Source organism: Vibrio sp. MA40-2 (assembly GCF_047302445.1).
Taxonomy (GTDB): Bacteria; Pseudomonadota; Gammaproteobacteria; order Enterobacterales; family Vibrionaceae; genus Vibrio.
Genome location: NZ_CP178628.1, coordinates 2,405,619 through 2,419,679, shown reverse-complemented (window position 1 = coordinate 2,419,679; position 14,061 = coordinate 2,405,619). Strand labels below are relative to the sequence as shown.

Here is a 14,061-nt window from a genome sequence, read left to right as displayed (position 1 = left end):
TTGTTATTAATGCCGACCGAAATTGCTTTTTTTGTTTTTCGTTAACTATTGTCGCTGTTTTTAGCTAGCGATTGGTTTAAGGGTTTAGCCAAAGATGACTGTTGATGAGGTGGGTTATCCCATATCAAACGGGGGTCAAAGCTTTCTGTTGCTAACATAGTTAAAACGACAACCGCACCAAACGCCACTGCACCAAAGCCAGGTGCAAAATTAAGTATTTGCCCTCTATCAACCAAGGTCATCATAATAGAAATTACAAACAGATCCATCACTGACCACTTTCCTATCCATTTCACAACAAAGTAAATGAACATTCGCTGTTTCTTTAAAATACGTTGCTTACATTGAATGCTGAGTAATATATAGCCTAAACCGATTATTTTAGCGGCAGGAACAATAATACTGGCAACAAATATAATCAGAGCGATGCCATGCATATCTCTAACAATTAACGAAGCTACACCGGAAAAAATGGTATCTTCAACCCGTTGGCCATTGTTAAAAAAGATGGAAATGGGGATAACGTTAGCCGGAATAGTGAACGCTGCTGCGGCAATAAGCAATGCCCAGGTTTTTTGTATTGAATTCGGTTTTCGGTGATAAAGCGTAGAGCGACAGCGAAGGCATTGCTCTGCTTCGGGCTGAGATAGATGACAATGGCTACAATGTACCACGGTCTTAGCGACATTGAAGCTAGAGTCGCTTTGCCAAGCTTGCCAATAACTTTTTACACTAATTCTTGATATGAGCAATAGTGAAAACAACTGTAATAAAATAATGCCGTATAAACCGACCCCAACATAGATGTCGGAATAATCTTGTAGTTTAAAACATGCAATTGCCACACTGACCAAGAACACATCTAACATCATCCATTGTTTCAAGAAATGAACGACAGAAAGAGCGTGTTTAAATGCTAAAAACCACCTTTTTTTTAACGCAAGGTGAACCAGAAGTACGCATAAGCTAACTAAAAGAGGAGCAATAGAACTGCAAAATAAAATTAACAATCCTAATGCGATAAAACCCTCTTGCATCAGAGTGATGGTTCCAGAAGGGAGCGTGGCAGGAATCATCATTCCTATCAAGCGGATACTGATAAAAGGGAAAAAATGCGAAGGGATAAATAACAGTAAACAAGTGATTGCAATGGCAATATTACCGCTCAAATTCTTTTTCCCACCTCGATACAGTTTTGTATTGCAGCGAGGGCAAAATGCACTTTTACCTGCAGGCAAACTTTCTATCGCGACAGGTAATTCACAGCCTTTGCAAAGTTGGGACTCTTGTTGATTGCTTTCTATACGGTTTAGAATGTGTTGCTGCATAGTTGTTATCCTAAGTAAGAAAGCATATTGCAGTTAAATGTGCTCATGTAAGATGTTCAGCCATAACTTGAGTGATTAAACATAAATTAATTTAGCGGTACATATGTACAGTTAAAAGCATTTTAAAGTTTGCACTGTGTAAACATTACATAGTAAATTAAACGATTACGAGTAATCATAAACAAAATTAATATCAAAATATTGTCTTAGGTGACAATATAACTATTTTTAAGTGGTAAATATAAGTATGGAATTAAAAGATTACCAATCTTTGGCTAAGCAAGCTATCGCCTTAATTGAGACAGAGAAAAACCTAATCGCGAATTTATCAAACCTTAGTGCGTTAATAAATTTAGAATTGAGCGACGTTAATTGGGTCGGTTTCTATTTGATGGATGGCGATGAACTTGTATTAGGTCCGTTTCAAGGTAAACCTGCTTGTATCCGTATCCCTCTAGGAAGAGGAGTATGTGGTACTGCTGTTACAACCAATCAAGTACAAAGAATACAAGATGTGCATGAATTTGCTGGGCACATAGCTTGCGATGCGCAGACTAATTCTGAAATTGTTATTCCGTTTTCTATTGATGGCAAAATTGCTGGTGTTTTAGATATCGATAGCCCTAAATTGTCAAGGTTCAGCGAAATTGATGAGTTAGGCTTGGTTGATCTGATGAATAAAGTGGAAAAGGTGCTTAATTCGCAGGCTATTAAAGTATAAAAAGTTAATTGCCTGTGGTTTTTCATAAGCATGTCTTTATAATAGCCAAAATATTTGTCAAATTTAGTTCGCGGGAAGGCCGCTCCAACCAGGAAACCTCATGGAAAACACTGAAAAGTTGAAAAACAGCAAAGAAGTTATCGCTTATGTTGCTGAATGTTTCCCTAAATGCTTTACGTTAGAAGGTGAAGCTAAACCACTTAAAATTGGTATTTTTCAAGATCTAGCAGAACGATTGAAAGATGACCTTAAAGTGAGTAAAACTCAGTTACGCGCAGCACTTAGACAATACACGTCGTCATGGCGTTATCTGCATGGGATAAAACCCGGAGCAGTACGTGTTGATTTAGATGGTAATGCTTGTGGAGAGCTTGAAGAAGAGCATGTTGAACATGCAAAACAAGCACTTGCTGAGAGCAAGGCTCGAGTGCAAGAACGCCGAAAAGAGCAAGCTAACAAAGCTCGTGAAGAAGGCAAAATTAAAGCTAAAGCAGCGGCACAAAAACGCAATGCCAAACCCGCTAAGCCACAGCAGCAGAAACAAAAAAGTAAGCCTGTAGTTGCAGAAACCCGTTCTTTAAACTCCGATGAAATGGCGGTTGGTAAAGAGGTGAATGTAAATATGGGTAAAGGAAATATGGCTGCAACAATAGTCGAAATCAATAAGGATGATGTACGTGTTCGCCTAACCAATGGCCTTCAAATGGTGGTAAAAGTGGAGCACTTGCGCGCATAGAGGAGATTATCCTACGCATGAAATGCCGTTTAAAACTGACTTTGGTCGCCGCATGCATTAGCATTGCGGCTTCTGCCCAAGCTTTAGAATCAAAAATTTCTAAAGATCAACTTCCAACTCTTGCTGCTGAAGTTCAGCACCAAACCGCAAGTAAAAGAGTAACCTCACGGTTTACTCGATCTCATTATAAACATTTCAGTTTAGATGATGATTTTTCTAAGGCGATGTTTGAACGCTATTTAGAAATGCTTGATTATAATCGTAATATTTTCACGCAAGCGGATATTGACTCTTTTGCTGATTGGTCTATTTTACTCGATGATCAATTAAAAATCGGCAACAATCAAATCGCCTTTGATGTCTACAACTTATCTATGCTTAGAAGATATGAACGCTACGTTTATGCTTTGTCCCTTCTCGATGATGAAATAACCTTCGATAGCGATGAATCTATCCAATTAGATAGATCAGACGCGCCTTGGGCTAAAAATACCAGTGAACTAGATGAATTGTGGCGTAAGCGAGTAAAATACGATGCGCTGAGCCTAAAGTTAACTGAAAAAGAGTGGCCAGAAATTAAAGAGATGCTTGAAAAGCGTTATAACAACGCGATTAAACGTCTTACTCAATCTAAGAGTGAAGATGCATTTCAGGTTTATATGAATGCTTTTGCTCGTCAAGTTGATCCGCATACCAGTTATTTATCGCCACGTAATGCTGAGCAATTTCAGTCAGAAATGAGTTTGTCGTTAGAAGGTATCGGCGCTGTGCTTCAAATGACCGATGATTATACCGTTATTCGCTCTCTTGTCGCTGGTGGACCAGCTTCAAAAAGTAAAGAATTAAATGATGGTGATAGAATCATTGGCGTTGGTCAAGAAGATGCTGAAATGGTTGATGTTATTGGCTGGCGACTTGATGATGTCGTTCAGTTAATTAAAGGGCCTAAAGGCACCAAAGTTACACTTAATATTCTTCCTGACGGAAAGACCAGTAAAAGTTACAATGTCACTATTGTACGCGATAAAGTACGTTTAGAAGATAGGGCCGTTAAATCTGAAGTTGTAGAGAAAGATGGCAAAAAAATTGGCGTGCTTGAAGTACCGAGTTTTTATGTTGGCTTATCTAAAGATACCGATAAATTAATCAAGCAACTTGAACAACAATCAGTCGATGGCATTATCGTTGATTTGCGTAACAATGGTGGTGGCGCGTTAACTGAAGCGACGGCGCTTTCTGGTCTATTTATTAAAAAAGGCCCAGTGGTTCAAGTAAGAGACAGTTATGGGCGTGTTAATGTAAACAGTGATACAGATAATGTTTCTAGTTATGATGGTCCTATGACGGTATTGATTAATCGCTATAGTGCGTCTGCATCTGAGATATTTGCTGCTGCTATGCAAGACTACGGCAGAGCGATTGTCTTAGGCGAGCAGACTTTCGGTAAAGGTACTGTTCAACAACACCGTTCTTTGAACCATATTTATGATTTGTTTGATAAAGAATTAGGGTACGTTCAATACACGATTCAAAAGTTCTATCGTATAAATGGTGGTAGTACCCAGAACAAAGGTGTTGTGCCTGATATCGCTTATCCAACCGCTATTGATCCAGAAGATACCGGGGAAAGTGTGGAAGATAATGCGCTTCCATGGGATAGCATAGATAAAGCTGCATACAATGTTATCAAGCAGCGCCAAGATCAAATCGCTCAACTCGACAAACTACATCAGGTTCGAATTAGTACTGACAGAGAGTTTGGTTTTATTGCTGAAGATATTGCTAAGTACAAAGCAGAACAAGACGATAATATGCTGTCTTTAAATGAAAAAGTACGCGAGCAGCAAATAAAAGATAGAGAAGCGAAACGTTTGGATCGTATAAACCAACGTCAAAAAGCGATGGGTAATGAAATGTTTAAATCTTTAGATGAAGTAGATAAAGATTATCAAGCCCCCGACGCCTATTTAGACGAATCTGTTGATATTATGGTAGATATGATCAACACACTACGAACCAGTTAACCAATTGGTAACAGAAAAAACGAGCGCAATGCTCGTTTTTTTCTGTTAGCTCGATTGAACAAGATAAAAGATTCGATTTATACCTTGTTAGATCAGATAAGCTAACAAGTTAAAGTAAAGGAAATAAGATGTCGTCACAAAATCAATCCCAACCAGTAGCAAAATATCGTAAAGACTACCAATCCCCTAGCCACACTATCTCTCAAATTAAGCTTGAATTTGATCTTGCCGACAATAAAACCGTTGTCACTGCCGTATCAACTATTAAGCAAATGGGTAGCAACAATTCACTTAGTTTAGATGGTGAGCAACTGACGCTACTCGAACTACAAGTTGACGGAGTTGACTGGACTCAATATCAACAAACGGAAGGAAAATTGGTTATCAATGAGTTACCCAACCAATTTATTCTTACTGTTAAAACACAACTTGATCCAGAAGCAAATAGCGCGCTTGAAGGGTTGTATAAATCCGATGGTGCTTTCTGTACTCAGTGCGAAGCAGAAGGGTTTCGTCGTATTACTTATTATATGGATCGCCCTGATGTTTTGGCGGTATTTACTACGAAAGTTATTGCGGATAAATCTCAATACCCATTTTTATTGAGCAATGGTAATAAAGTCGCGCAAGGTGAGCTTACCAATGGTAAACACTGGGTTGAATGGCATGATCCTCATCCAAAGCCAGCGTATCTTTTTGCTCTTGTAGCGGGGGACTTTGATGTTCTTTCGGATAAATATCTAACTAAGTCTGGTCGAGAGGTCACGTTAGAAATATATGTTGATCAAGGTAATCTCGATCGAGCCACTCATGCCATGCTTTCTTTAAAGCGTTCTATGGAGTGGGACGAGAAGCGTTTCGGCTTAGAATATGATTTAGATATTTACATGATTGTTGCAGTAGACTTTTTCAATATGGGTGCAATGGAAAACAAAGGGCTGAATGTCTTTAACTCAAAGTATGTACTAGCCAATGATCAAACTGCGACCGATACAGATTATCTAGGTATCGAAGCGGTTATCGGTCATGAATATTTCCACAATTGGACAGGTAACCGAGTAACGTGTCGTGATTGGTTCCAATTGAGCTTAAAAGAAGGCTTAACCGTGTTTAGAGATCAAGAATTTTCATCTGACCTTGGATCTCGAGCAGTTAATCGAATTAACAATGTAAGGATTATTCGCGGGCCTCAGTTTGCAGAAGATGCCAGCCCAATGTCGCATCCGATTAGACCGGATAAAGTCATCGAGATGAATAATTTTTATACCTTAACTGTGTATGAAAAAGGCAGTGAAGTTATTCGAATGATGCATACTTTATTGGGTGAAGACGGTTTCCAAAAAGGAATGAAACTATACTTTGAACGTCATGATGGTACGGCAGCAACCTGTGATGATTTTGTTGCCGCTATGCAAGATGCTACCTCAGTTGATTTATCTCAATTTAAACGTTGGTATAGCCAATCGGGAACACCAACAATAAATGTCAGTACAGAGTTTAATTCAGAGAGACAAACCTTTAGTCTTACTGTGGTTCAATCTACGCCTCCTAGCCCAGAACAGCCAGAAAAACTGCCATTACATATTCCGTTGAATATTGAATTATATTCACAGCAAGGTGAGATAATTCCACTTCAATGTGCTGGTAAACAAATTGGCAATGTACTGGATGTTAAAGATGAAAAGCAAACTTATATATTTGAAAATGTAGAAGCAAAGCCAGTTATTTCATTACTTAGAGAATTTTCTGCGCCAGTTAAATTGGTCTATGACTATTCAGATGATGAATTAATGTTTTTGATGGTACATGCATCCAATGATTTTGCTCGCTGGGACGCTGGCCAGATGTTATTGGCTAAATACATTAAATCTAATGCTGAAAATCAGCAAAAAGGGCAACCATTTTTACTCTCTGAGCAAGTTATCGACGCATTTAGAGGTGTCTTGTTAAATTCCGATCTTGATCATGCTTTTATTGCAGAGATGTTGTCGCTGCCAAGTCAGAATGAAGTTGCTGGTTGGTTTAAACCTATTGATGTAGACGTGATCGCTTCAGTTTTACATTCAATTAAAGTGCTTCTGGCGGAAAGCTTGCAAGATGAATTAAATGCACTTTACGTAACGTTACGTAAAGATGACTATTCAATCGAACATCCTGCTATTGGTCAGCGCTCACTTAGAAATGTTTGCTTAGGTTACTTGGCTTATTTACCAAGTGGAAATGAGCTCGTGTCACAACATTATACCAGCGCGAATAATATGACCGATACAATCGCGGCATTAACCTCGGCTAATTTGGCACAACTCGACTGTCGTGAAAATCTGATGGCTGATTTTAGCAATAAGTGGAGTGACGACGGATTAGTAATGGACAAATGGTTTGCATTACAAGGTACTAATCCGGCAGATAATGCATTACATATGATCAAACAAACAATGAATCATTCTGCCTTTAGTTTGAAAAACCCGAATAGAATTCGTAGTTTATTAGGTGCATTTTTCAATGCTAATCCGGTTCATTTCCATGCCAAGGATGGTTCAGGTTATCAGTTTATTGGTGAAATATTAGCTGAATTAAATAACAGTAATCCTCAAGTGGCATCGCGACTTATTGATCCACTGCTGAAATATCGCAATTATGATCAAGCCCGTCAGGCATTAATGCGTACTCAGTTAGAGCAACTTTCTAAACTGGACAATTTAGCCAAAGATTTATTTGAGAAAGTCACAAAAGCACTAGAGTCTTAATCAACATAACATGTTTATATAAGATAACCTGTGAACACTTGTTTTCAGGTTATCTTAATTAGAGATTGTAAACTTCGACACTAAAGATTAAGGATTTGACTAGATTAAATGAATCATTATACCTTTCGCTTAGATATTCCTTATCACGTGTTTTTACAGCACTATTCTGGTAGTGCAAGCAGCGTTATGGTTTATACTGAGCAAGGCCTTAATTTACAAATTCCCGCCGCAAGATTGAGGCCTTTCCTAACTCAAATAGGGATTCGAGGTCGATTTCGTTTAACCACAGATCCTGATAACAAGTTTGTCCGATTGGAAGTCTTGTAGAAGTGTTAAATTTCAGTAGGTTAAATATGCTATCTCTCACAGATTTTGATCTTGCTCGACACTTAAACGTTCAATTGATTAACCAAAATACAATAAGTATTTTACAATTAAACATGTGTCTTGTTCCATGAACTCACAATTCCTTGCCCTTAACAAAAATACAATTTGGAGTGCATTATGGCCGCACGCGAAACGGTTGTACCAGTTCTTCTTGAAAAAGTGTATCAGCTTATACAAGATAAACTTGAAATTGCTCAAAAACCTTTAGTTACCCAACTTGCGAAACATCTTTATAACAATATTTCGCAAGACGATTTAATTCATCGTAACGATTCTGATCTTTACGGTGCGATAGTAAGCTTGTGGCATCATATTTCAGAGACAAGCCCGAGTGATGTTTCTGTTCGAGTTTTTAATCCTAGTTTCGGTCGTCATGGATGGCAATCTACTCATACTATTGTAGAAATAGTAGTACCGGACAGTTCATTTTTAGTTGAGTCAACAAAAATGGCATTAACTCGATTGGGGTTAACTTGTCATTTCATGCTAAACGGACCGACGCAAATACAGAGAAATAAAACGGGCGATATGGTATCCGTTAACGATGGTAAAGGTGAATACCAATCGTTGTTCCACATTGAAGTGGACCGTTTAAATGATCCAGATGAAATGAAGGCGTTAAAACAAGAGCTAATTGCAGTACTGACTGATACTGGACTGGTTGTTTCTCAGTGGCAACTTATGTCAGACAAGTTACAACAAGTCATCCAACAATCTGAGCAGAATGCTAATAATATCCCACTAGAAAAAGAACGTTTGCAAGAAAGCCTGCAATTTATGAAATGGCTGGCTAAGCATAATTTTACCTTTATGGGATATAAAGAATATGACTTGGTTGAAAATAAAGAAGGGCTTCAGCTAGAACCTACCGCAGAAAAAGGACTAGGCTTGTTCGCTATTAAAAAGCGTATTCGCACGGTAAAACTAACACAGTTTGCAGAATCCGCACAGGCTGAAGCCACCAAACCTTATCTGCTTATTTTAACAAAAGGACATGCGCCATCACGAATTCATCGTCCTGCTTATACAGATTACATTGGCATAAAAAAATTCGATGAAAAAGGCAACGTAGTTGGCGAACATCGATTCACTGGCCTATATACCTCGGCAGTTTATAACCAAAGTGTATTTAATATTCCGCTTATTGGTCAGAAAGTGGAACGTATTCTTAACTCAAGTGGTTATCGGGCCGGTTCGCATTCTTACAAAGCACTGCATAATATTTTAGAAAATTATCCACGTGATGAATTACTTCAAGCTGATGAAGATCAACTGCTAAAAATTGGCTTGGGTGTAGTACAGATGCAGGACAGAGATCTGGTTCGTTTGTTTGTACGAAAAGACCCGTTTGGTCGATTTTTTAGTTGTATGGTTTATGTGTCAAAAGAACGATATAGCACCGAAGTAAGAAAACAAACACAAAAGATTTTAAGACAGCACCTAAATTCTGATCAAGAAGTGGATTTCACGACCTATTTTTCAGAAAGCCCGATAGCCAGAACACACTATATCGTTCGTGTTGATAATAATAATTTCAATGTGGACGTAAAAACGATAGAGCATAATTTAATGGAAGCGTTTTCAACTTGGGACGATAGATTAACCGACGCAATTGTTGCTAACCTTGGAGAGAGTAAAGGTTTGCCATTTGCCAAGGAATTTAAAAATGCATTTCCTAACTCATATAAATCGGATGTGATGCCAGGTGTTGCGGTTGCGGATATTGAGAAGCTGGAAAATCTAAGTGACAACAATAAATTAGGCATGTTGTTTTATCGTCCACAAGAAGAGGGCATGAATTCAAAAGTTGTTCATCTAAAACTTTATCATAGAGACAACCCGATTCATTTGTCTGATGTAATGCCTATGCTAGAAAATTTAGGTTTACGTGTGGTAGGGGAATCACCGTATGAAATAAGAAAAACCAATGGAACCGTCTATTGGATATTGGATTTTTCTATGCTGCACAAAAGTGAAGCGCAAATCGATTTGAGAGAATCGCAACAGAGATTCCAACAAGCCTTTGCCTCTATTTGGGCCGGTGAACTTGAAAGTGATGGTTTTAATCGCCTTTTGCTTGGTGCTGGTTTAACGGGCAGAGAAATTACTATTGTTAGAAGTTACGCCCGTTATATGAGGCAAGTGGGTTTCCCCTTTAGTCAAAATTATATTGAAGATACGTTATCTAATCATCCTGAATTGGCGAAAAGTTTGGTTCAGTTATTCATTAAACGTTTTGATCCTAAACATAAAGGTACCAATAAAGGTCAATCTGATCTTATTAACCACATCACTGAACAACTAGATCAAGTTGAGAGTTTAGATGATGATCGGATCATTCGTCGTTATATGGAAATGATCTGTGCAACGTTAAGAACGAATTACTTCCAAATAGATCAAAATAAAAAAAACAAACCATGGTTATCGTTAAAACTCAAGCCAAGTGAAATCCCTGATATTCCACAACCCGTTCCAGCTTTTGAGATCTTCGTTTATTCGCCAGATATCGAAGGTGTACATCTACGCGGAGGCAAAGTTGCTCGTGGTGGACTTCGTTGGTCAGATAGACAAGAAGATTTCCGTACTGAAATTTTAGGCTTAGTTAAAGCACAACAAGTGAAAAATACGGTAATTGTTCCGGTTGGAGCAAAAGGTGGCTTTGTGTGCAAAAAGCAAGCTAACTTGTCGTCTCGAGATGAGATATTTGCCGAAGGTAAGCGTTGCTACATGCAATTTATCCGCGCACTGTTAGATATTTCAGACAATATTATTGAAGGTGAAACCGTTCATCCAAATCATGTCATTTGCCATGATGAAAACGACCCTTATTTGGTCGTCGCGGCCGATAAAGGTACCGCAACATTTTCTGATTTAGCCAACCAAGTGGCGGATGAATATAATTTTTGGTTGGGTGATGCATTTGCATCTGGTGGTTCTAATGGTTACGACCACAAGGCGATGGGTATAACAGCAAAAGGTGCTTGGGAATCGGTCAAACGCCACTTTAGAGAAATGGGTATTAACTGCCAAACAACCGATTTTACCTGTGTAGGTATTGGCGATATGGCAGGGGATGTATTTGGCAATGGTATGTTACTGTCAAAACATATTAGGCTACAAGCAGCATTTAACCATTTACATATTTTTATCGATCCTAATCCTGATGCGGCTACATCATGGGTAGAAAGAGATCGTTTATTCCATAAAGGTCGATCAAGTTGGGAGGATTACGATCCACAATTGATCTCTAAAGGTGGCGGAGTGTTCTCGCGTCGATCTAAGTCGATCAAATTAACGCCAGAAATCCAAAAAATGCTGGGAACACGCAAAGCATCGTTAGCTCCGAATGATCTTATTAAGATGCTTTTGCAAATGGAAGTGGATCTTTTATGGAATGGCGGCATAGGTACCTATGTTAAAGCATCAACAGAAACACATACCGACGTAGGTGATAGAGCAAACGATGCGTTACGTATAGATGGTTCACAATTGAAAACAAAAATTATTGGTGAAGGCGGTAATTTAGGCTTTACTCAACGTGGCCGTATTGAATATGCATTAAACGGTGGCCGGGTAAATACGGACTTTGTCGATAACGTGGGCGGCGTTGATTGCTCGGATAATGAAGTTAATATCAAGATATTTCTCAATGGTTTAGTTGCTCTTGGCGATATGACCACCAAACAGCGCAATGAAATTTTAGTTAAAATGGAGGCTGAAGTAGGAGAGATCGTGCTTGACGACGCTTATCGTCAATCCGAATCTATTTCTGTTACTGAATATCAAGGTACGGCATTAGTTAAGGAATTGGTCCGTTTTATTCATACTTTGGAAAAAACGGGTTATTTGGACAGAGCGCTAGAACATATTCCCGATGATGAAACTCTACTAGAACGTGAGAAGAAAGGTTTAGCATTGACTAGACCTGAACTTTCGGTCTTGATTGCTTACGGAAAAATGGTGTTAAAAGAACAATTGGTTGTTGATGCGATTTCATCTGATGAATATCACAAGCAGTCACTAGTTCGATATTTCCCAGAAGAGTTACGCCGTAACTATATTGCGCATGCCGACAATCACCCATTGAAAGGCGAGATCATTGCTACATCGTTAGCCAATCAAATGGTAAACGAGATGGGGTGCAATTTTGTTACTCGCTTACAAGAGGAAACAGGGGCCGACATTGTAAAAGTAGCGAATTCCTATGCTGCAGCTAGAGATATATTTAATTTTGAACAGATAATAAAACGAATTGGTAAATTGGACAATATTGCAACAGCCGAAGCGCAATATGAACTTATTTCCCATGTACGTCGAACGTTACGACGGTTGTCTCGTTGGATGATTAGAAATAATCCTGGTCAGTGTAATGTTAGCCAACTTATTGAAACTTATAAGGCTGATGTTAATGCTGTTCATCAGGTTCTGGATCAATGCTTGGTTTCAGCGGAAGTGGAAGAACACAACCAACTCGCTGAATCTTGGATTGAACAAGGTGTTGAACCAGAGCTTGCTCACCATGTATCTCGTTTATCTAGTTTAAATTCAGCTCTGGATATTTCATCTGTTGCTAAAGAGAGTGGCCACAGTGTTGAAGATGCGGCGAAATTATACTTTAATTTAGGAGATAGAATTTCCTTACATTGGTTCTTAAAACAGATCAATACTCAAGCGGTGGATAATAATTGGCAAGCACTTGCCCGTGCAGCTTTCAGAGAAGATCTTGATTGGCAACAACGTCAGCTGACTTCATTAGTATTAAGTTGCAATTGTGCGGAAGGTGATACGTTGGACCCGTTAGTCGCGTTAGATGAATGGATCACTAGTAATGAACCTTCATTACAACGTTGGGAAAGTATACTCAATGAGTTTAAAGTTGGAGCTGTGCATGAATTTGCTAAATTTTCAGTCGCTTTGCGAGAACTGATGTTATTAAATTTGAATTGTTCTAAAAATAAGTAAATAATACAGCCCCGTTTATACGGGGCTTTTTTTATCGGAGGTGTACATGCTCTACCGTCTAGCCAGGACTGGCTTTTTCCAACTTGATGCCGAGAAAGCACATGATCTCGCCATTGATAACTTTAAACGGATTCAAGGTACACCATTAGATCTATTTTACCGCCAACATTTACCTGACCGACCAGTCGAATGTATGGGATTAACCTTTAAAAATCCCGTAGGTCTCGCTGCAGGCTTAGATAAAAATGGTGAATGTATTGATGCATTTGGGGCCATGGGTTTTGGCTTCATTGAAGTAGGAACGGTTACTCCTAAGCCACAACCAGGTAATGATAAGCCAAGGTTGTTTCGCTTAACTGAAGCCGAAGGTTTAATTAATCGAATGGGTTTTAACAACGATGGGGTGGATAATCTTATCGCCAATGTTCAAAAAGCCTCTTACGATGGCGTATTAGGTATCAACATTGGTAAGAATAAAGATACTCCAATAGAAAAAGGTACAGAAGATTACTTAATCTGCATGGAAAAAACCTACCAGTATGCGGGTTATATTGCCGTTAATATTTCTTCACCTAATACACCCGGACTAAGAACGCTTCAATATGGAGAAGCGCTGGACCAACTATTGGCTGAGTTAAAAACCAAACAAGGTGAACTTGAACGATTGCACGGGAAGTATGTGCCACTCGCACTTAAAATAGCCCCAGACCTAAGTGATGATGAAATAAATCAAATATGTGATTCCTTGCTCCAACACCAAATAGATGGAGTTATCGCGACCAATACTACGCTAGATAGAAATTTGGTAAAAGGAATGAAGCACGCCAATGAAGCAGGTGGGTTAAGTGGTCGTCCTGTACAACAAAGAAGTACCGAAGTTGTTCGACTACTGCATGCTAAGTTGGGCGATAATATTCCGATAATCGGTGTTGGTGGAATTGACTCTTTTGTTGCGGCAAAAGAGAAAATGCTTGCGGGCGCTAAACTTGTACAGGTTTATTCTGGTTTTATTTATCACGGCCCAGGTTTAGTCAAAGATATCGTTAAGAATCTCTAATTTTACGGTTTTACATCGTTGTTTATCTGGAAAAGAGGAATTTAATTTCCTCTTTTTTTTTGTTCTTCTACTTGTAGAATTATTTTCGTTAGTTGGAAT

Annotated in this window: 8 protein-coding genes; 7 read left to right on the top strand and 1 reads right to left on the bottom strand. The window is 38.8% G+C overall.

The window, feature by feature from the left end; translation table 11 throughout:
* Positions 1-41 precede the first annotated feature (41 nt).
* Complete coding sequence (locus ACLKML_RS18605) at positions 42-1,328, bottom strand: PqiA/YebS family transporter subunit (RefSeq protein WP_413284460.1); 1,287 nt, start codon at positions 1,326-1,328, stop codon at positions 42-44.
* Between the two features lie 247 nt (positions 1,329-1,575).
* Between ACLKML_RS18605 and ACLKML_RS18600 the strand changes: the two genes are divergently transcribed.
* The 7 genes from ACLKML_RS18600 (at position 1,576) to pyrD (ending at position 13,962) form a co-directional block, all read left to right on the top strand.
* Positions 1,576-2,049 (top strand): GAF domain-containing protein, encoded by a 474-nt coding sequence (locus tag ACLKML_RS18600; RefSeq protein WP_413284459.1) that lies wholly within the window; start codon positions 1,576-1,578, stop codon positions 2,047-2,049.
* A gap of 100 nt (positions 2,050-2,149) precedes the next feature.
* On the top strand, positions 2,150-2,785 hold the full coding sequence (gene proQ / locus ACLKML_RS18595) for an RNA chaperone ProQ (RefSeq protein WP_413284458.1): 636 nt from the start codon (positions 2,150-2,152) through the stop codon (positions 2,783-2,785).
* 17 nt (positions 2,786-2,802) lie between these two features.
* Positions 2,803-4,809: a carboxy terminal-processing peptidase gene (gene prc / locus ACLKML_RS18590; protein ID WP_413284457.1), complete on the top strand. Its 2,007-nt coding sequence runs from the start codon at positions 2,803-2,805 to the stop codon at positions 4,807-4,809.
* A gap of 128 nt (positions 4,810-4,937) precedes the next feature.
* Positions 4,938-7,556: an aminopeptidase N gene (gene pepN, locus ACLKML_RS18585; protein WP_413284456.1), complete on the top strand. Its 2,619-nt coding sequence runs from the start codon at positions 4,938-4,940 to the stop codon at positions 7,554-7,556.
* Between the two features lie 108 nt (positions 7,557-7,664).
* The gene (locus ACLKML_RS18580) at positions 7,665-7,883 is read left to right on the top strand and encodes a DUF2835 domain-containing protein (protein WP_413284455.1); all 219 of its coding nucleotides are present in this window, start codon (positions 7,665-7,667) and stop codon (positions 7,881-7,883) included.
* A gap of 177 nt (positions 7,884-8,060) precedes the next feature.
* A complete protein-coding gene (locus ACLKML_RS18575; RefSeq protein ID WP_413284454.1) occupies positions 8,061-12,905 on the top strand; it encodes an NAD-glutamate dehydrogenase in 4,845 nt (1,614 codons plus the stop codon).
* A 46-nt stretch (positions 12,906-12,951) separates the two neighbouring features.
* The gene (gene pyrD / locus ACLKML_RS18570; protein ID WP_413284453.1) at positions 12,952-13,962 is read left to right on the top strand and encodes a quinone-dependent dihydroorotate dehydrogenase; all 1,011 of its coding nucleotides are present in this window, start codon (positions 12,952-12,954) and stop codon (positions 13,960-13,962) included.
* The last annotated feature ends 99 nt before the right edge of the window (positions 13,963-14,061 follow it).